This window comes from Aeromonas rivipollensis (genome assembly GCF_037811135.1).
Taxonomy (GTDB): domain Bacteria; phylum Pseudomonadota; class Gammaproteobacteria; order Enterobacterales; family Aeromonadaceae; genus Aeromonas; species Aeromonas rivipollensis.
Window position 1 is genome coordinate 4,300,150 of record NZ_CP149130.1, and the last position, 19,766, is coordinate 4,319,915.

The 19,766-nt window shown below is 60.9% G+C and carries 20 protein-coding genes; 7 read left to right on the forward strand and 13 right to left on the reverse strand.

Annotation, left to right across the window (positions count from 1 at the left end):
- Positions 1–99: 99 nt before the first annotated feature.
- Entirely contained in the window at positions 100–756 is a 657-nt protein-coding gene (gene yihA, locus WIR04_RS19710; RefSeq protein ID WP_025325345.1) for a ribosome biogenesis GTP-binding protein YihA/YsxC, read from the forward strand.
- Positions 757–1,758: 1,002 nt separating this feature from the next.
- Here yihA and aroE read toward each other — a convergent pair.
- The 7 genes from aroE to WIR04_RS19745 form a co-directional block, all read right to left on the reverse strand.
- Complete coding sequence (aroE, locus tag WIR04_RS19715; protein ID WP_338889184.1) at positions 1,759–2,580, reverse strand: shikimate dehydrogenase; 822 nt, start codon at positions 2,578–2,580, stop codon at positions 1,759–1,761.
- A gap of 104 nt (positions 2,581–2,684) precedes the next feature.
- A complete protein-coding gene (hemF, locus tag WIR04_RS19720) occupies positions 2,685–3,593 on the reverse strand; it encodes an oxygen-dependent coproporphyrinogen oxidase (protein WP_338889186.1) in 909 nt (302 codons plus the stop codon).
- A 100-nt stretch (positions 3,594–3,693) separates the two neighbouring features.
- Positions 3,694–4,254 (reverse strand): Sua5/YciO/YrdC/YwlC family protein, encoded by a 561-nt coding sequence (locus tag WIR04_RS19725; protein WP_025325342.1) that lies wholly within the window; start codon positions 4,252–4,254, stop codon positions 3,694–3,696.
- Between the two features lie 313 nt (positions 4,255–4,567).
- Positions 4,568–5,125: a type I DNA topoisomerase gene (locus WIR04_RS19730; protein ID WP_338889188.1), complete on the reverse strand. Its 558-nt coding sequence runs from the start codon at positions 5,123–5,125 to the stop codon at positions 4,568–4,570.
- Positions 5,126–5,180: 55 nt separating this feature from the next.
- Entirely contained in the window at positions 5,181–5,654 is a 474-nt protein-coding gene (locus WIR04_RS19735) for a DUF494 family protein (RefSeq protein ID WP_025325340.1), read from the reverse strand.
- Complete coding sequence (gene dprA / locus WIR04_RS19740) at positions 5,647–6,762, reverse strand: DNA-processing protein DprA (RefSeq protein WP_338889191.1); 1,116 nt, start codon at positions 6,760–6,762, stop codon at positions 5,647–5,649. Before dprA ends, WIR04_RS19735 begins: the two co-directional genes overlap by 8 nt.
- Before the next feature lies 1 nt (position 6,763).
- Positions 6,764–7,852 carry a LysM peptidoglycan-binding domain-containing protein gene (locus WIR04_RS19745; RefSeq protein WP_338889193.1) on the reverse strand — a complete coding sequence of 363 codons (1,089 nt, stop codon included), beginning with the start codon at positions 7,850–7,852 and terminating at the stop codon, positions 6,764–6,766.
- A gap of 108 nt (positions 7,853–7,960) precedes the next feature.
- Between WIR04_RS19745 and def the strand changes: the two genes are divergently transcribed.
- The 5 genes from def to WIR04_RS19770 all read left to right on the forward strand — a co-directional run bounded on the left by def (position 7,961) and on the right by WIR04_RS19770 (position 13,776).
- On the forward strand, positions 7,961–8,473 hold the full coding sequence (def, locus tag WIR04_RS19750; RefSeq protein ID WP_025325337.1) for a peptide deformylase: 513 nt from the start codon (positions 7,961–7,963) through the stop codon (positions 8,471–8,473).
- Between the two features lie 12 nt (positions 8,474–8,485).
- Complete coding sequence (gene fmt, locus WIR04_RS19755) at positions 8,486–9,430, forward strand: methionyl-tRNA formyltransferase (protein ID WP_338889196.1); 945 nt, start codon at positions 8,486–8,488, stop codon at positions 9,428–9,430.
- A 60-nt stretch (positions 9,431–9,490) separates the two neighbouring features.
- Complete coding sequence (gene rsmB / locus WIR04_RS19760; protein ID WP_338889198.1) at positions 9,491–10,783, forward strand: 16S rRNA (cytosine(967)-C(5))-methyltransferase RsmB; 1,293 nt, start codon at positions 9,491–9,493, stop codon at positions 10,781–10,783.
- A gap of 80 nt (positions 10,784–10,863) precedes the next feature.
- On the forward strand, positions 10,864–12,240 hold the full coding sequence (trkA, locus tag WIR04_RS19765) for a Trk system potassium transporter TrkA (protein ID WP_025325334.1): 1,377 nt from the start codon (positions 10,864–10,866) through the stop codon (positions 12,238–12,240).
- A 93-nt stretch (positions 12,241–12,333) separates the two neighbouring features.
- Positions 12,334–13,776, forward strand: coding sequence for a TrkH family potassium uptake protein (locus WIR04_RS19770; protein WP_307766043.1), 1,443 nt, complete (start codon positions 12,334–12,336; stop codon positions 13,774–13,776).
- A gap of 81 nt (positions 13,777–13,857) precedes the next feature.
- On the opposite strand, the gene rmuC is transcribed toward WIR04_RS19770, so the two are convergent.
- Together rmuC and WIR04_RS19780 are read right to left on the reverse strand one after the other, a co-directional pair.
- Positions 13,858–15,189 (reverse strand): DNA recombination protein RmuC, encoded by a 1,332-nt coding sequence (gene rmuC, locus WIR04_RS19775; RefSeq protein WP_338889202.1) that lies wholly within the window; start codon positions 15,187–15,189, stop codon positions 13,858–13,860.
- 79 nt (positions 15,190–15,268) lie between these two features.
- Positions 15,269–15,484, reverse strand: a complete 216-nt coding sequence (locus WIR04_RS19780) for a hypothetical protein (RefSeq protein WP_025325331.1) — start codon at positions 15,482–15,484, stop codon at positions 15,269–15,271.
- Positions 15,485–15,621: 137 nt separating this feature from the next.
- Between WIR04_RS19780 and WIR04_RS19785 the strand changes: the two genes are divergently transcribed.
- Entirely contained in the window at positions 15,622–16,134 is a 513-nt protein-coding gene (locus WIR04_RS19785; protein WP_338889205.1) for a ferredoxin-type protein NapF, read from the forward strand.
- A 91-nt stretch (positions 16,135–16,225) separates the two neighbouring features.
- Here WIR04_RS19785 and WIR04_RS19790 read toward each other — a convergent pair whose 3' ends face one another.
- The 4 genes from WIR04_RS19790 to WIR04_RS19805 form a co-directional block, all read right to left on the reverse strand.
- Positions 16,226–16,678 (reverse strand): Rrf2 family transcriptional regulator, encoded by a 453-nt coding sequence (locus tag WIR04_RS19790; protein ID WP_005326180.1) that lies wholly within the window; start codon positions 16,676–16,678, stop codon positions 16,226–16,228.
- A 287-nt stretch (positions 16,679–16,965) separates the two neighbouring features.
- A complete protein-coding gene (locus WIR04_RS19795) occupies positions 16,966–17,805 on the reverse strand; it encodes a PfkB family carbohydrate kinase (RefSeq protein ID WP_025325329.1) in 840 nt (279 codons plus the stop codon).
- A gap of 60 nt (positions 17,806–17,865) precedes the next feature.
- A complete protein-coding gene (locus tag WIR04_RS19800) occupies positions 17,866–18,837 on the reverse strand; it encodes a LysR substrate-binding domain-containing protein (RefSeq protein ID WP_025325328.1) in 972 nt (323 codons plus the stop codon).
- A 155-nt stretch (positions 18,838–18,992) separates the two neighbouring features.
- Positions 18,993–19,721: a glutamine amidotransferase-related protein gene (locus WIR04_RS19805; RefSeq protein WP_042650122.1), complete on the reverse strand. Its 729-nt coding sequence runs from the start codon at positions 19,719–19,721 to the stop codon at positions 18,993–18,995.
- Positions 19,722–19,766 lie beyond the last annotated feature (45 nt).

Genomic DNA, 19,766 nt, shown 5'->3' on the forward strand with positions numbered 1-19,766 from the left:
CCGAAGGCATGTTAAAATAAACGCGTTTAAGCGACGCCATTTTACACGATTTCACAAAAAAGTAACTCTATAACCCTCTATCTCTATGGGGAATTTACGTTGGATACACAAACTCTGAATTTCAATAAGGTGCATTTTGTGACCAGCGCACCCGACATCCGCCACCTGCCAAATGATGGGGGTGTCGAGATTGCGTTTGCCGGGCGTTCCAACGCCGGTAAATCATCTGCATTGAATACCTTGACCAAACACAAGAACCTGGCGCGGACCAGTAAGACACCGGGCCGTACCCAGCTGATCAACCTGTTTGAACTGGAACCGGGCAAGCGCCTGGTCGACTTGCCGGGCTACGGTTATGCGCAGGTCCCGCTGGAAATGAAGCTCAAGTGGCAAAAGTCACTGGCTGAATATCTGCAGCGCCGCGAATCCTTGAAAGGTCTGGTGATCCTGATGGACATTCGCCATCCGCTCAAAGAGACCGACATGAACATGCTGGAATGGAGCTCACACCGCGAACTGCCGGTGATGCTGCTGCTGACCAAGGCAGACAAGCTGAGCCCGGGCCCCCGCAACAACCAAGTGATCAAGGTGCGCCAGGCAGTAGCCGAGCTGGGTCCGCAGATCCAGGTTGAAGCCTTCTCCTCCCTCAACAACATAGGCGTCGAGAAGCTGGCCCAGACTCTGAGCGGCTGGTATCTGTCCAATGCCGAAACCGCCCTGACCGACACAGAAGAAGACCACCAGATCGAGGAGTAAATCGCTCCTCTTCTTGCTGCAATGAGCGGAGTTGGCCCTCCGCTGATTGAAAGACTTTCAGTTCTCTCCTGCCCGGGCTAACCTCCAGGTTTCCTTCTGTTACAACCCATTCCTTATAGCTTATAAGTCTTTTCGATCAGAGAGATAGAGCGTTAAGCTGCAGTGAAAATTAACTTCCCCCTTTCATGACACCGTTTTCACCCTTCCCGCCAGACAAGCCGGGAATAATGCCTTGTACCAACAAAACTGAAAATTTATTACAAAAAAGGGGTGGGAAGGGATAAAAATGAGGCCAGTCTCGCTGTCGCGGACCGGCCTGAAGAAATGAGTTCAAAAAATTGGGAAAAAGCGAGTTCTCGAGAACAAAGACGATTGGTTTTCCTCAAGAAACATTCCTATTCTAACAAAAGCCTGCTCAATTTAAAGCATTTACTCTAAACACTGCGTATAAAAAAACACCCCGACGATGACTCATCGGGGCTGCTATTCAGCCACATTCAATTACGTGAAATAAAAGGTCTGAAAGATAGAACATCTTACCTCTGTACCCTACGTCGATAACTGTACAGCAAAGCAGCAGAAAGTGAAAGTAATTTATGTAATTTAGTTTCACATAAAACGGGAAAGATAAATTTATATATTTTTCAAACGGATAAAAAAATCCCCAGTATAAATACCGGGGAGTTATAAAGGTGACTAGCTAGCACTTCCTCAACTATCTAGTTAGTCAGCACCATTTCGTACAAGTTCCGCTGCTTTGAGAAAAAACTTGATAAACGCGAGCGGCACGAGCTTTAAATCACCATAAGGCACTGTTATCTATTGCTTTAATTCCCATTTTAAAATGGTGCCAATTTCATTCTTCCACGCGCGGGGGGGCACTTTTCCCCCGAGGAAGAGGGGTATTCTGCTCAGACATAGGGGTGGCATCGCAACCGCCCGTCAGCAGGAGTGCACATTCGCGGTTGTTCCACTCCCCGCCCGCTTGATAAGCGGACCAGCTTACAAGGTGCCTAGGTTGCGTTTCAGCTCTCTCAACACCTGCTTGGTGCCAGGCCGGATGCCGCGCCACACGGTAAAGGCTTCGGCAGCCTGCTCCACCAGCATGCCGAGCCCATCCATGGTCTGACAGGCACCATGCTGCTTGGCCCAACCGATGAAGGCCGTGTCCGTCGCACCGTACATCATGTCGTAAATGGCGATATCGGCGTGGATCAGGGCCGGCGCCAGCGGTGGCAGCTCCCCTTGCAGACTGGCGGAGGTGGAATTGATGATGAGATCGAACGGCCCCGCCAGCTGCTCATAAGTCCTGGCACTGAGCGCCCCCAGATCCTGGAATTCGGCAGCCAGCTGCTGCGCTTTTCCATGAGTGCGGTTGGCGATGACCAACTCGCCCGGCTTCTCCGCCAGCAGCGGCGCCAGCGCACCGCGAGCCGCTCCACCGGCCCCCAGCAACAGGATCCGGCTGTCCGCCAATGTCACCCCATGAGCCTTGAGATCGGCTACCAGCCCGGCGCCATCTGTATTGTCCCCCAGCAGCACGCCATCATCGGTCAGCTTGATGGTGTTGACCGCTCCTGCCCGCTTGGCCCTTGGACTCAGCCGATCGACCAGGGTGAACGCCTGCTCCTTGAACGGCACTGTGACATTGCACCCCTTGCCCCCTTGGGCAAAGAAGCTGCGCAGGGTAGCGGCAAACTCGTCGACGGCGGGTTCGGCCAGCCCATACTCCAGCTCTTGCTGGGTCTGTCTGGCGAACAGGGTATGGATGAAGGGGGACTTGCTGTGGCGCACCGGGTGGCCAAAAACCAGATAACGATCCATCAAAGAGTTCCATCAGAGGGTGATCACCCGATTTAACGGGTTTTCTCAGCCGGGAACAAGCCGAATATCGGCCAGTAAAAAGGGGGCAGTCATGGCCCCTCGAGTCACAGCCACTCTCGTGGCGTGAGGTAGTCGCTATAGAGCAAAGCCTCGGGGCTGCCCGCCTCCGGCTGCCAGTCATACTCCCAACGAGCCAGGGGTGGCATCGACATCAGGATCGACTCGGTACGTCCGCCAGTCTGCAACCCGAACAGGGTGCCCCTGTCATACACCAGATTGAACTCCACATAGCGACCACGGCGATAGAGCTGGAACGCCCGCTCCCGCTCGCCATAGGGCAGCGCCTTGCGTTGCTCGACAATGGGCAGATAGGCATCGAGATAACCCCGACCTACCGCCTGCATGAAGGAGAAGCAGTCGGCAAAGGGCCAGCGGTTCAGATCATCGAAGAAGAGGCCACCCACCCCCCGGGTCTCGTTGCGATGCTTGAGGAAGAAGTAGCGATCGCACCAGGACTTGAACTCGGGGTAGATATCATCACCAAAAGGCTGACAGAGATCGTGGGAGACCTGGTGCCAGTGCTGCACATCCTCGGCAAACGGGTAGAAGGGCGTCAAATCAAAGCCGCCGCCAAACCACCAGATGGGCGCCTCGCCCTCTTTCTCGGCGATGAAGAAACGGACGTTGGCATGACTGGTCGGCACATAAGGATTGTGCGGATGGATCACCAGCGAGACGCCCATGGCCTCGAACTTGCGGCCAGCCAGTTCGGGGCGGTGGGCCGTGGCAGAGGAGGGCATGGCATCACCATAGACATGGGAGAAGTTGACCCCGCCCTGCTCGATCACCGCGCCATGGCGCAGCACCCGGGTGCGACCGCCGCCACCGCCTTCACGGCGCCAGGCATCCTCCACGAAGTGTCCGGCGCCGTCAGCCTGCTCCAGTCCCCGGCAGATCTCGTCCTGCAACTGCAGCAGGAAGGCCTTGACCTGGGCCACATCCGGTTTGCTCATCTTGTCTCCAGTCAGGCAGGCTCTTGATTGTCCCGTCCATTTTATATTGTGGTGTCATGCCATGAGCACATCGCCCGTCATGACTGCAAATCTGCGTCCCTCAGGAGGGACGAATGATGGCGCCGGTACGGGCGTCCTTGATCTCGGATGGATTGGCTTGTCCCCCGACCTCGCCGGGCAGGATATGGGCCAGCTGACTTGCCAGCAGCTCACCTATATCGGCCACCCGTCGGGCAGGCTCCTCGCCGGTCAGGTTGGCACTGGTCGAGACCAGAGGTTTGCCAAAGGCGCGGCACAGGGCCTGTACCTGAGGATGGGCCGTCACGCGCACAGCCAAAGTATCGAACTGCCCGGTCAGCCAGGCCGGCGTGGTCGCACGGGCAGGCATGATCCAGGTGAAGGGGCCGGGCCAGCTCGCCTGCACGCGAGCAAGCTGTTCGCTGCTGAGCTGGCTCAGGTCGATGTAATCCTGCAATTGGGCCAGATCGGCGGCGATCAGGATCAGGCCCTTCTCCACCGGACGCTGCTTGATGGCCAGCAGGCGCTGAACCGCGGCCTCGGAGTCGGGATCACACCCCAGGCCAAAGACGGCCTCGGTGGCATAGGCGATCACCCCTTCGCGGTGCAGGGCGGCGATCGCTTGTTCAAATTCGTTTGGCATAGAAAAAATGCGACAGCCAGGCTGCCACCTCTCATCACTGGGTTGTAAGTTGAACCGAGGTGAGGGCACCTTGGTGCCCTCACCTCTTCAGTACATACGGACGTTTGACCCGCCAACATAGCCTCAGCTCATCATTGGCCACTGCAACGCCTGAGATGCCGGGCCACATGAACTGGTCAAGAGGCTGACGGCGCGGCAATATCGGGATCGGCGCCAACGGCACGGCCGTAAAAGGGCGGTTCACGGCAAGATGATAAATCCAGATGAAGCCCCCTCTTGCCAGCAAGCTGCCAGCCGGCTTATGGCGGCAGGATTATACCCGCTCACTCTGATGACAGCATTTCTTTTGCGGGCAGACCCAGCGCAGACTACCTCTCACTTTCTTCTCGATCATGATGCCCCAGCCACACTCGGGGCAGGGCATGGGAACAGGCTTGTCATTCACCACGTACTTGCAGTGAGGATAGGCATCACAGGAGTAAAACTGTTTGCCATAGCGGGAGGTGCGGCTCACCAGATGACCCTTGCCACACTCCGGGCAGAGGATCTGGGTATCGTCGCTCTCCTGCAGGGACTCGATATGCTGGCAGGCCGGATACTGGGTACAGCCCACGAACAGGCCGTAGCGCCCCTTCTTGATCGCCAGCGGCTGACCACAATCGGGGCAGGAGGATCCTTCGAGCACCTTTTCGATGTCGCGGCCAGAGGGCGTCAGGGAACGAATATAGTCACAGGAGGGGTAGGCCGAGCAGCCCAGAAAGGGGCCATGCTTGCCCTGACGGATCATCAGCTCGGCACCACACTGCGGGCACGGCTCGCGCTCGAAGGCATGTTCGTGGGCAGAAAAGAGGTGATGATCGATTTTTGACATGGGCCGCGCCTTGGAATCCAGATGGCCTGAATTCTACCAGCGCGGCACCGGACTGTCAGTGAATGACACCGTCTGACTCGTCAAACACCAGCTCCTCCATCTGCTGGTAGGCATTCTCGCTGCCCGGGACGTTGAACAGCACCATCATGACGACCCACTTCAGGTCATCCAGCTCGATATCCGGCTTGTCCAGCTCCAGCAAGCGCTCGATACAGATTTCGCGGGTTTCGGCGTTCAGCACCTGAGCCTGTTCCAGGAACAGCAGGAAACCACGGCACTCTGTACTGAGGCGAGCCAGCTCTTGCGGGGCGTAGATCCGCATCGAACCTTGCGCACTGGCGGTGACATACACCTCCCGCTCGCTGTCATGCAGATTGGCCAGTCGTTCCAGCCAGTTGAGTGCCTTCTCAATCTCGTCCTGATTGAAACCGGCCCGGCTAAGTTCGTCGGTGAGTTCATCCTGCTCGACCATCACATCTGCATCGCTGTGGATGTAGGTCTCGAAAAGGTACATCAATACATCAAACATGATTCGCCCTCCTCGCTCTGACGTATCCACCGGCTACCGCCATCACTGCACCGGCCAGCTCCAGCTCTACCAACCTGCCCAATACCACTTCGACAGGAAGCTGGGCCCGCTCGGCAACGGTATCCACGCTCGTGGTCTCATAATCTACGTTATCCAACAAATCGGCATAAGGCAATTCGCTATTATGCAATGGCTCGGGAGAAGGGTTCGCCAGCCTCTGTAACAGCACAAAAGCAGGCAGCTCTTCCATGACATCTGCCGCATTCAAGACCAGCTTGGCCCCCTGCTGAAGCAGGCGATTGCACCCCGCTGCCTGGGTATTTTGCGGCGCACCCGGGATGGCAAAGACCTCGCGACCCTGCTCCAGCGCGTAGCGGGCCGTGATGAGTGAGCCGCTCTGTTCGGCCGCCTCCACCACCAGCGTGCCCAGCGACAGGCCACTGATGATGCGATTGCGACGAGGGAAATGTTCCGCCAGCGGCCCCTGGTCCGGCGCCAGCTCGGAGACAAGCAGGCCGCCGTGCTCGAGGATCTGCATCGCCAGGCCCTGGTGGCGCTTTGGATAGAGACAGTCAAGCCCGGAGCCCAGCACCGCCAACGTCACACCGCCCGATGCCAAGGCCTGCTGGTGACAGATGCCATCAATGCCCAGCGCCAATCCGGAGGTGATCGCCAAACCGCTCTCCACCAGTTCTGCACACAAACGGGCGGCGTTGTCCTTGCCTGCATAGGTGGGGTGACGGGTTCCCACCATCGCCAGCTGTGGCAGGGAAAAGGATGCGAGATCCCCGCGGCAATAGAGCAACAGGGGGGCGGCGGGGATCTCTTTGAGCAGCGAGGGATAGGCGGGGCTGTCCGGGCAAAGCAGGTGATTGTCAGCTACCGCGGCCCAGTTCAGCCCCTGCTCCACCAGGGGGGACGGCCATCTCAGTTGCCGGATCTGGGACGATTGCAGGCCAAGTGATTGCAACACATCGTCATCACAGCCAAACAGGGCATCGATGTCGCCACCGAAGTGCGCTAGCAGTCGTGCGGCGGTGACCGGACCTATGCCGGTCACCGCATCCAGCGTCAACCACAGCGAAAGCCGCCCGAGTGGAAGTGGCACGTCAGAAGTTACTGACCTGATAACCCGAGCTGACCAGATCCTGGCTCTGCAGGATGAGGCCATAACTCAGCTTGTCATAGACCTTGAACAACATGACCCTGGCAACCGCTTCGGCGGGCAAGGACGACTTGCCAGCAGAGTGGAATGCCTTGTCATAGACGGAAGCATATTCCCGATACGAGACCTTGCCATTCTTGTCCACCATCTCGACTCCCGGACGCAGGATCTCGAGCACATCGCCTGGGACAATCTGATCCCGCTGCCCCTTGTTGATGAGGACAACGTCAAACTTGCCTCCCCCACGCACCTTGCTCGGCAGCTCTATCACATAACCGGGGGAAATCACTGGCGCCGCCTTTGGCATGAAAACGGCTGAGAGACTCTCCTGCGGTGGTAACGGGATGACCTTGTCTCCCTGATACACCTCGCGCCTGTTGTGCGTCAGCGTGACTCTGGTGCTGTTGTTGGCCTGGCGATCCTCCGCTCGCACAGTGCCGACAAAAATCGCCTCTTGGCCGAGCTGCTCACCGGTCTGTTTGTCCTTGTAAGTCACCCCGGGGCGATAGATGCCATAACTCTGACCCGGATTCAGCGCCCCCTGCACATAGAGGGTATCCCCCTCCAGCATGCCGATATGCTTGTCGTTATTGCCAAGCACATAGGGCAGATCCTTGCTCTGCTGACTATCGGATAGAATGTGATCGGTTTGCAGGAAGGGCACTATCTCGCTGAGAGGCAGGGTCGGAATGGGATTGGCCTTGTTCTCGTAGCGGTTCTTGGGAGACAGGTGAATGACCTGTTTGCCGCCCTGGCTTGCCTTGCCCAGACGCGGCTCACCATTGACCCAGCTCAGCTGCAGGACATCACCGGGGTAAATCCAGTGTGGGTTGGCGATCTGGGGATTGATGTTCCAGAGACGTGGCCAGAGCCAGGGTTCGGCCAGATACTGGCCCGAAATATCCCAGAGGGTATCCCCCTTCTGCACCACATAACTCTCGGGATAGCCGGATTTCAGCGTCAACTGCTGTGCCATGGCACCATTGGCCAGGGCTGTCGCCAGACAGGCGAGGATGATTTGCTTCAGATGCATAACACTCCCTGTTACTTCTGCACGCAAAGTGTTGCTGTTTTTTGTCGACGTAAATGACTAGAATTACGTCAATATTGACTGCGTTTATATGAAACTAAAGAAAAAACTATGGCCATTCTAGATGTATTGCGTTTCCCCGATGAGCGCCTGCGCACAGTCGCAGCCCCTGTCGAGACCATTACACCCGAGTTACAACAGATTGTAGATGATATGTTCGAAACCATGTACGCGGAGGAAGGCATAGGCCTGGCCGCGACTCAGGTCGACATTCATCAGCGCATCATCGTCATCGATGTCTCTGAAGACCGTGAAGATCAACTGGTGCTGATCAACCCGGAGATCCTGGAGCAGTCAGGCAGCACCGGCATCGAAGAGGGTTGCCTCTCGGTCCCCGGCAGCCGCGCTCTGGTGCCGCGCGCCGAGTGGGTCAAGGTCCGGGCGCTGGATCGCCACGGCAAGCCATTCGAGCTGGAAGCCGACGATCTGCTCGCTATCTGCATACAGCATGAGATGGATCATCTGGTCGGCAAGCTGTTTGTGGATTACTTGTCCCCGCTCAAGCGCCAGCGCATCCGTCAGAAGCTGGAAAAGATGGCCCGTGAAGATCGCAAAGTCCTCTGAGGATCTGCCCCATTGAATAAGCTGAAACTGATTTTTGCCGGTACCCCCGACTTCGCCGCCCGTCATCTGGCGGCGTTGTTGTCTTCCGACCATGAAGTCGTCGCCGTTTACACCCAGCCCGACAAGCCGGCGGGCCGCGGCCAGAAACTGACCGCCAGCCCGGTCAAGGAGCTGGCCCTCGCCAACGATCTGCCGGTCTACCAGCCGGCCTCCCTGCGCAATGAAGAGGCACAGGCCGAGCTGGCCGCCCTTGGCGCAGATCTCATGGTGGTGGTGGCCTACGGCCTGATCCTGCCCAAGGCGGTGCTCGACACCCCGCGCCTTGGCTGCCTCAATGTGCACGGCTCCCTGCTGCCACGCTGGCGCGGTGCCGCCCCCATCCAGCGCGCCATCTGGGCGGGAGATGCCGAGACCGGTGTCACCATAATGCAGATGGATGTGGGGCTGGATACCGGCGCCATGATCCGCAAGGTGAGCTGCCCCATCGCCTTTGATGAGACCTCCGCCAGCCTCTATGACAAGCTGGCCGAGCTGGGCCCGCAGGCACTGGTCGACACCCTCAATGCCATGGCCGCCGGTGACACCGCTGCCGAGGCGCAGGACGATGCGCTGGCCAACTATGCCCAGAAGCTCTCCAAGGAAGAGGCGCGTATCGACTGGTCCATGGAGGCCGTCGCCATCGAGCGCTGCATCCGCGCCTTCAATCCCTGGCCCATCAGCTGGTTCGAAGTGGCGGAGCAGACCATCAAGGTGTGGCAGGCCGAGGTCATCGACAGCGACCATGGCCAACCCGCCGGCACCCTGCTCAAGGCCGACAAGCAGGGGATCGACGTCGCCACCGGCAAGGGGGTGCTGCGCCTGCTGACCCTGCAACCGCCCGGCAAGAAGGCCATGTCCGTCCCGGATCTGCTCAACTCTCGCCGCGACTGGTTTGAACCCGGCACGCAATTGCATTGAACTGGATTGAATTGACACAAGCGGGGCCCAGGCCCCGACTTGCGCATCTAAGGTAACTCTATGAAAACACGTGCACAGGCCGCTCTCGTTATTCAACAGGTGCTGGATCAGGGCCAATCCCTCTCCGCTGTTCTGCCTGCTGCCCAGGAGAAGGTGGCGCCCCGCGATCGCGCCCTCCTGCAAGAACTCTGCTATGGCACCCTGCGCTGGCTGCCCCGCCTCGACGCGGCGGTGAGCGAGATGATGGACAAGCCGCTCAAGAACAAGAGCCGCATCTTCCACTATCTGATCCTGGTCGGTCTCTATCAGCTCATCTACACCCGCATTCCGGCTCATGCCGCCGTGGCCGAGACCGTCAATGCCGTCAAGCTGCTCAAGGGCACCTCACTGCGCGGCCTCATCAACGGCGTGCTGCGCAACTTCCAGCGCAGCGCCGAAGTCATACTGCTGCGCATCGACCGGGTGCCCAGCATCCGCCTCGGTCACCCCGAGTGGCTCACCAAGCGTCTGCGTCAGGCCTATCCCGAAGATTGGGAATTCATCATGGAGGCGAACAACCAGCGTCCCCCCATGTGGATCCGCAACAACAGCCAGCGCCAGAGCCGTGAGCAGATGCTGGCCCGCATGGCCGAAGTGGGCATCAATGCGGTCGCCGGCGAAGAGGGGGAGGATTGCATACTGCTGGAGCGCCCCTGCGACGTGACCAAGCTGCCCGGTTTCGAAACCGGTGACTGCTCGGTGCAAGACGGTGCAGCCCAACAAGCTGCCGCCTTGCTCGACCCCCAACCCGGTGACTGGGTGCTGGACGCCTGCGCCGCCCCCGGCGGCAAGACGGCTCACCTGCTGGAATTGCAGCCCAAGCTGGCCGGGGTGGTCGCCGTGGATGCAGATGAACACCGCCTCACCCGGGTGCAGGAAAATCTGGACCGCATCGGTCTCACCGCCAGGGTGATCCACGGGGATGCCAGCACGCCGGACCTGTGGTGGCCAGAAGGCCAGTTCGATCGCATCCTGCTGGATGCCCCCTGCTCCGCCACCGGCGTGATCCGCCGTCATCCGGACATCAAGTGGCTGCGCCGGGATCAGGACATCCGCGAGCTGGCCGAGCTGCAACGCCGCATCCTGAGCGCCCTCTGGGCGAAGCTCAAAAACGGCGGCACCCTGCTCTATGCCACCTGCTCAGTGCTGCCGGAAGAGAACCGCGACCAGATCCGCACCTTCCTGGCTGACACCAAGGACGCCCGTCTGGTACCGCTGCACGAGCAGGACAACCCGGATTGCCCGGGTCGCCAGTTCCTGCCCGGCGAGGCGGAGATGGACGGCTTCTATTATGCCAAGCTGATCAAGCTGTAGGCCGTGCAGCCGGATGATGAGTCCGGGCGACAGGCTGGCTTGCCTCGTTTCGAAGCAACAATCTTGAGTAAGATGTCCATATGAAAATCATCATTCTGGGTGCGGGTCAGGTGGGTGGCACCCTGGCGGAAAACCTCGCCGGCGAGAACAACGACATCACCATCGTCGACACCGACAGCGACCGCCTGCGGGAGCTGCAGGACAAGTTCGACCTGCGGGTGGTGAACGGTCACGGCGCCCACCCCAGGGTGCTGCGCGAGGCGGGGGCCCAGGATGCGGACATGCTGGTGGCGGTCACCAACAGTGACGAGACCAACATGATCGCCTGTCAGGTGGCCTACTCCCTGTTCAACACCCCGAATAAGGTGGCGCGGATCCGCTCCCCCGCCTATCTGGTGGAGCGGGATCGCCTGTTCCTGCCGGAATCCGTACCCGTGGATCACCTGATCGCCCCCGAGCAGCTGGTGACCGACTATGTGCGTCGCCTCATCGAGTATCCGGGTGCGCTGCAGGTGGTTGATTTTGCAGGCGGCAAGGTGGGTCTGGTGGCGGTCAAGGCCTACTACGGCGGCCCCCTGGTGGGCAATGCGCTCTCCACCCTGCGGGATCACATGCCGAACATAGAGACCCGGGTCGCCGCCATCTTCCGCCAGGGCCGCTCCATCCGCCCGCAAGGCACCACCATCATAGAGGCGGATGACGAGGTGTTCTTCGTCGCCGCCGCCGGCCACATCCGGGCCGTGATGTCGGAGCTGCAACGGCTCGAGAGCCCCTATCGCCGCATCATGATAGTCGGAGGTGGCAACATAGGCGCCGGACTCGCCCGCCAGCTGGAGAAGCGCTACAGCGTCAAGCTTATCGAGCGCAACCAGAAGCGGGCGGAGCAGCTCTCGGAGAACCTGGAAAACACCATCGTCTTCTGCGGCGACGCGGCGGATCAGGAGCTGCTGGCGGAGGAGCACATCGATCAGATCGACGTCTTCATCGCGGTGACCAACGAAGACGAGGCCAACATCATGTCGGCCCTGCTCGCCAAGAAGATGGGTGCCAAGAAGACAATGGTGCTGATCCAGCGCGGTGCTTACGTGGATCTGGTGCAAGGCGGCTCCATCGACATCGCCATCTCGCCCCAGCAGGCCACCATCTCGGCCCTGCTGACCCACGTGCGCCGGGCCGACATCGCCAACGTCTACAGCCTGCGCCGCGGGGCGGCCGAAGCCATCGAGGCCATCGCCCACGGTGACGAGAACACCTCCAAGGTGGTGGGCAAGACGGTGGGTGAGCTCAAGCTGCCGCCGGGCACCACCATAGGCGCCGTGGTGCGGGGAGACGAGGTGCTGATCGCCCACGATCGCACCCAGATCCAGCAGGATGACCACGTGGTGATGTTCTTGGTGGACAAGAAGTACATCCCGGAAGTGGAACGCCTGTTCCAGCCCAGTCCTTTCTTCCTGTAAGCCCTCCATGCAACAGGCTGCGACATCCAGACCCGAACATTTCCCAGAGGGAAGGTCCGGGTCTTTTTTCAATCAACGACCAGGTTATCTTGCATGATCAAGCTGCGTCCCATCGTCTTCACCCTCGGGCTGGTGCTCTCCAAGCTGGCCCTCTTCATGTGGCTGCCCACCCTGCTGGCGCTGTTCACCGGCTCCGAGGGCTTCGTCGAGTTTCTCAAGTCCGTGCTCATCACCCACGGCGCCGCCCTGCTCTGCCTGCACTACGGGCGCAAGGCGGAGTTTCATCTCGGGGTGCGGGAGATGTTCCTGCTCACCACCTCGGTCTGGGTGGTGGCCTGCATCTTCGGCGCCCTGCCCTTCTTCTTCATCAACCACATCGACTTCACCGACGCCTACTTCGAGACCATGTCAGGGGTCACCACCACGGGATCCACAGTGCTGTCGGGGCTGGACGGCATGGCCCACAGCATCTTGCTGTGGCGCTCCATCCTGCAGTGGCTGGGGGGCGTGGGCTTTATCGTGATGGCGGTGGCCGTGCTGCCCTACCTCAACGTCGGCGGCATGAAGCTGTTCCAGACCGAGAGCTCGGATTGGTCAGACAAGAGCGCTCCCCGCGCCAAGACGGTGGCCAACAACATAGTGGTGGTCTATCTGGTGCTCTCCATGCTCTGCTTCCTCGCCTACTGGGTGAGCGGCATGACGCTGTTCGAGGCGGTCAACCACGCCATGACGACGCTGAGCACCGGGGGCTACTCCACTTCGGACCAATCCATGTCCCACTTCTCCAACTCGGCGCACTGGATCGGCACCCTCTTCATGTTCCTCGGCGGCCTGCCCTTCCTGCTCTATGTGCAGGCCCTCTCCCGCCGTGACAACAGCCTGCTCAAGGATGCGCAGGTCCAGGGCTTCTTCTGGCTGGTGGTCTGGGTGACGGTGGTGGTCACCTTCTATCTCTGGGTAAGGGATATTTACGGCTTCATGGATGCCCTGCGCATCAGCAGTTTCAACATCGTCTCGGTGATCACCACCACCGGCTTCGGCCTCGGCGACTTCGGCACCTGGGGGCCCCTCACCAGCATCATCTTCATCATTTTGCTGGCGCTTGGCGCCTGCTCCGGCTCCACCGCCGGCGGGCTCAAGATCTTCCGGGTACAGGTGGCCTTCGCCCTGTTCAAGAAGCAGATGCGCCAGCTGATGCACCCCTCCGGCGTCTTCCCCCAGAAGTACAACGGCCGTCCGGTCAACGACGCCATCATCCGCTCCCTGATCTCCTTCGTGCTGGTCTACTTCGCCGTCATACTGCTGATCGCCGCCCTGCTCGCCGCCATCGGCCTGGATCCCCTGACCGCCATCTCGGGCTCCATCACGGCGGTGGCCAACGTGGGCCCCGGCATGGGCCCCGTCATAGGCCCCAGCACCAACTTTGCCAGTCTGCCGGATACGGCCAAATGGATACTGTCGTTCGGCATGTTGCTGGGACGGCTCGAGATCCTGACGGTGGCGGTGATCTTCTTCCCCTCGTTCTGGCGCCAATGAGATCGGAGTGACGGATCACCATGACAAAAAGGGCAGCCCGCGGGCTGCCCTTTTTGTCTGCGTTCGACCGTCGTCGTTGCTTCAGTCGGCAGCGTCTTCCCGCTCCAGCGCGCGATTGACCAGGGGCTCAGGCAGGGGCTTGGTGACCTCCACCCCCAGCTCGCGAAAACGCTCGGCCTGGGCGATCAGGTTGCCACGGCCGTTGACCAACCGCCCCATCGCCTTGTCGTAGCTCTCCTGCGCCTTGTGCAGGCTGCCCCCCATCTGCTGCATCTCCTCCACGAAGAGCCGCAGCTTCTCGTAGAGGCGGCCGGCCCGCTCCGCTATCTGGCGCGAGTTCTGGTTCTGCCGCTCGTAGCGCCACAGGTTCTCTATGGTGCGCAGCGCCACCATCAGGTTGGTGGGGCTCACCAGCAGTATGTTGTGATCCAGCCCGTAGCGTACCAGGGAGGGGTCTGCCTCCAGGGCGGTGAGGAAGGCAGGCTCCACCGCCACGAACATCAGCACATAGTCCAGGGTGCGCACCCCGGGCAGTTGCTGGTAATCCTTGCGGCCCAGCTCGCGGATATGGTTGCGCACCGAGGCAACGTGCTCCTTGAGCGCCACCGCCTTCTCCAGCTCGTCGTCCGCGTTGTACCAGCGCTCGTAGGCGGTCAGCGACACCTTGGCGTCGATGATGATGTCTTTGTCCTGGGGCAGGTGGACTATGACGTCGGGCTGATAGCGCTTGCCCTTGTCCACCTCGATGTTGACCTGGGTGTGATACTCGTGACCCTCCCGCAGGCCGCACTCGGAGAGGATGCGGGCCAGCACCACCTCCCCCCAGTTGCCCTGCTGCTTGCTGTCCCCCTTGAGGGCCCGGGTCAGGGCCGCTGCCTCTTCTGTCATGCGGGCATTGAGCTCGGCGAGGCGCTCCAGCTCGAACTTTAGGCTGTGGCGCTGTGCCGTCTCCTGAGCATGGGTCTCCCCCACCTGTCGACGAAAGCCCTCCAGCTGCTCCTTGAGCGGAGTCAGCAGCAGATCCAGGCTGTTCTGGTTCAGTTCGCGGAAATTGCCGGAGTTTTGTTCGAAGATGCGGTTGGCGAGGTTCTCGAACTGCTGACTGAGGCGCTGCTCAGCCTCTTGTTGCAACTGCAGCTTCTCGGCGCTGGCGATACGCTCGCTGCGCAGGGTGGCTTCGGCATCCTTGAGGCGGGCGGTGAGCTTGAGCAGCAGGGCCTGCTGCTGCTCCAGCTTCTGCTGGCCCAGCATCTTCTCGTCCTGCAGCTCGTCGAACCTGTCCTGCAACGCCTGGTGGCGCTCCTCGGTGAGCATTGTCTCCTCACGGGCCGTGCGACGCCCCGCCAACCAGCCGAGGAGCAGGGCCAGCAGACCCGCCAGCAAGGCAGGCAGCCAGGTCGTCATCGGGATCATCGGCAGCTCCGCTGGCGCAAGAAGAGTGCGAGATAACGGCCAAGCCGAGGCCCTGACTGGACATCAACTCGTGCGGCGATCATCGGCGGCTCCGCTGGCGCAGGAAGAGCTCGAGATAACGGTTGAGCAGCAACCAGAACAGCACATAGATGAGGTAGGCGGCCAGCACCACCCACTTGTGACTGTTGACCCCGGTGTCGAGCTCGGTGAACTCGATCTCCTTGATGCGGCAGTAGGCCCACATCAGCAGGGGGAAGATATACAGCAGAGAAGCACGCCACAGAAATAACCACATGAGTTCATCAGATCCCGCAAAAAGACCCGCCTAGCTTACACAAGGGCAACCCGGCTTGCGATCCTGGCTGGCGCTATTCTCTGGCTTGCCGGCGGAAAACTGGATAAAATTAACCCCTAATAGGTATAGGGGTGAGCATGACTCATTTTTTCTGTCGCTGGCTGACGCACGCACTGGGGGGCCCCCGCAAACCGGACATGGTTTGCCACGAGGCGCGCCCGCCCTGGGCCATTGAAGAGTCGCAATTCCTCGCTCTGTGCCGCCGCTGCGGCGAGTGCTTCAAGGCCTGCCCCAACGGCCTGCTCAAACCCGCCGACCAGCCCGAATATGTCGGTACCCCCATAGCCGGCACCCCTGTGCTGGATCTCGCCTGCGGCCAGTGCAGCTACTGCGGCAGCTGCGCCAGAGCCTGTCCCACCGGAGCGCTGGACCTGCGGCTCGGCCGCCAAGTGCAGACCCGGGTCAGGATAGAGGCGAGCTGTCAGGCCCGTCAGGGCTTCTACTGCCTGCTGTGCGAGGATGCCTGCCCCCAGCAGGCGATCAAGGCCAGCAGCGAGGGGGTAAGCGTCAACATGGCGGCCTGCGACGGTTGCGGCGCCTGCGGCCTCGCCTGCCTGCACGGCGCCATCACCCTGATCCCCCAGCTCTGACGACTCCGGCATCCGACGCACTCACATCCGCCCCCGGCATTCATGCCAGACAGCAAAAAGGGCCCTCGGGGCCCTTTCACCGTCATGACCCTCAGGCCATGGTCAGGATATTGTCCTGCTCGATGCCAAGCAGGTGGCACAGCCGGGTGGGATCCCGCACCGCATCCGCCAGCGTGTATTCCCCCAGCACCTCGAGGAAGGCGTTCATGGCGCGGCGCAGTATGCCCTGGATGCGGCAGCCGCCGGAGAGGCGGCAGTTCTCACGCTTGCAATCCACCGGGCAGAGCACGTGCTCCATGTCCATCACCACATCGCGCAGGTTGATGGAGACGGCTGAGCGACCGAGACGGATGCCACCATGCTTGCCACGTACCGTTTCGATGTACCCCTTGATGCCGAGCTGATGCACTATCTTGACCACGTGGTTGCGGGAGATGGCGAAGGTGTCGGCCACTTCCGTGATGGTCGACAGGCGATCACCGGGCTGGATAGCCAGAAAGGTCAGGGTACGCAGGGCGTAGTCGGTAAATCGTGTCAGTTGCATGGTCGCACTTGCCTCTTACTACAAGCCAGAAATCAGGACGACAGCCAGTGGCCAGAGAGGTGAGACTGCACGTGCGCCCGCACAGGTGTCGCTTCTTCAGCCGGGTCGTGGAGTGACAAGGTTAAGAGCAGCTCTGGCGGGTGTCGACGAAGATGTACATAAATCGACACTTTCTTTGATTGATCGCAAACTTGCCGGCTCGGGGCGGGGTTTTGGCCATTTCCGGCGGCTAAACTCCATCGGCAGGCAGGGGACAACAGTCCGGCCAGCGGGCCGGTTCGCGGCTGTCAGTGGGGATGTTTCAGCCAGGTTTTCAGGGCCTGGGAGGGGATGGAGCTCTCGGAGGCGACCGCGAAGGCGCCCCAGTCCACCGCACACTGCAGGGCATCCCCCATCGCCATGCCCCGGGCCAGACCGTGGATAAGGCCGCCGGCGAAGGCATCTCCCGCCCCCGTGGTGTCGACCACGGACACCGGCCGCGCCGCCACCCGCACCTGCTCCTCGCCGTGGATGGCAACGGCCCCCGCCTTGCCCTCGGTCAGCACCAGCCATTCGAGCTGCTCCCCAGCGAGCTCCCGGGCATGCCGCCAGGGATCGCCCACCTCGGCGAGATCGGCGCGGGAGGCCACCAGCACGTGGCAGGGGCGGCGGCTCTGCCCGCCCTTGGGGTACTGGGCCACCACGAAGCTTCTGGCGAGCATCTGGCGCATGTAGCCGATGATGGCGGTGCCGGGATAGTTCACGTAGAGACAGTCCACCCCCTCCAGCGGCAAGTCGCCAGGCAGATCCGGGCGGCGCGGTCGCCTTAGAATGGTGCGCTCCCCGGTGGAGTCCACCAGCACCAGCAGCTCCCCCGTCTCGCCGCCAAAGCGCTCCACGTGGGAACAGTCCAGCCCATGGCCCGTCGCCTGCTCCAGCAGCCAGTCGCCGGTCTCGTCCAGCCCAATGCGGGAGGCAATGATGACCTCGTGCCCCGCCCACACCAGCCCTATGCCGGTGTTGGCGGCGCCGCCGCCGAGCCTGCGCCCCTGATCAACGTATTGCATCCGTGCCCCCGCCACCAGGGGTTCGGCCAGGGAGAGCACATGATCACAGTTGAGATTGGCAAGCAGCAGGATGCGGGACATGGGGACCTCGGCAGGGCGGGTCCGGCATCCAGCGGCACCGGACCGATGACGGAAGACGACTCAGTAGACGGGCAGTTCCACCCCGACCAGCAGTTCGTCGATGCGCGCCTGGGTCGGCTGCTGCATCACGTTCTGGATCATCTCCTTGGTGAGATGGGGGGAGAAGGAGCTGATGAAGTCATACATGTAGTTCTGCAGCAGTATGCTCTTGCTGAAGCAGAGCTGGGCCGGGCAGGGCTCGAACAGGTGCTCCAGGTTGATGGCCACCAGGCTGGGGGCATCGTGGTCGTTGGCCACCAAGGACGAGATGATGCCGATGCCAAAGCCCAGTTCCACGTAGCGCTTGATGACGCCCGCATCCATCACAGTCATGTAGTAGTTGGGGCTGAGGCCGGCCGCCTGGAACACCCTGTCCTGCACCTGACGCCCGGTGGCGCCGCTCTCGTAGCTGAGGATGGGGTACTGGCAGAGCTGCTCCAGGGTCGGTTTCTTCACCTTGGCCAGGGGATGATCCTGCGGCACCACCAGCGACAGGGTCCAGAGGTAGGCGGGCAGCGCGATCAGCTCCTTGTCGAAGCCTATCTCGTGGGCCACGATGGAAAAATCCGAGTAACCCTTGCTGATCTGCTCCTTGGTGGCCGACATCACGGGGTGCAGGTGGAACGAGATCTTGGGGTACTTCTTGGTGAAATAGGTGACGCTTTTCGGTAGCAGGTAGCGGGCTATGGTGTGGGTGGTGTGGATGTTGAGGGTACCCACTGTCGGATCCAGGTACTCCCGGGAGATGGCCTTGATCTTGCTCTCTATGTTGAGCATGGCCTCGGCGCACTTGATGATCTCCTCCCCCACAGGGGTGATCCTGTGCAGGTGCTTGCCGCGACGCTCGAAGATGCGCACCCCCAGCTCGCTCTCCAGCAAGCCGATCTGCTTGCTCACCCCAGGCTGGCTGGTATAGAGCGCATCGGAAGCGACGGAGACGTTGAGATTGTGGTCCCGCACCGCGATCAGATACTTCAACTGCTGTAGTTTCAAGGTTGCACCCTCACAGGCTGGCGCGGCTGTCATCAGATGGACAAGGCCGCCACAAATGGCGGCCAGTGTACCATCCGAACTCGGCATATCACCGCTTGATCCTTCATTTTGCTACAAAATCTAGCATCTGCCGGGGGGATATGACAAACGGACGCTCAGCGCACGGCGGGGCCGACCGGCAGCATGCCGAGGAACTGCAGCAGCCACTGCATCATGGTGGCCGAGTCCACTTCTCCCTCCAGGGAGGAGAGGCTGCTCTGGTAGTGCTCGTCGGGCAACCGATCCCGCCGCCGCTCGATCAGCGCCCGGTTGTACTCCACCGAAAACTCCGGATGACCCTGGATGGCGACTATGTGATCCCCCTGCAGGAACATGAAGTTCGGGCAAAAATCGTTGCCCGCCAGCAGGGTCGCCCCCGGTGGCAGCTGCTCCACCTGATCCTGGTGACTGGCCAGGATCCGTATGGTCTCCAGCCCCGGTTGCATCCAGGGTTTCGCCTCCTGCATGGGGTGGACGGAGACGCCGAGCCCCCAGCCCTTGGTGGACTTCACCACCTCCCCCCCCAGCGCCTGGGCGATCACCTGATGGCCGAAGCAGATGCCGGCCAGCTTGACGTTGGCATCGTGGGCCCGCCGGATCCAGTCGCGCAGCGCCAGGATCCAGGGGATGTCGCTGTAGGCATCGTGGCGCGATCCTGTGATGAGCCAGGCATCGCACTCGTTCAAGTCGCTCGGCAGCTCCCCATCGAGCGCCGACCAGACCCTGTATTCCAACGCCGGGGCCAGCGCCCGGAAGCCCTTGATAAACATCTCGGAGTAAACGGGGCCGAAACTCCCAACCAAGTCGGGGTCCAGCCGGTCACAATCGAGAATTCCCAGTCGCATCTGTTACTCCTTCACAGGGATAGCGGGACACGCCGGCGGACTCCT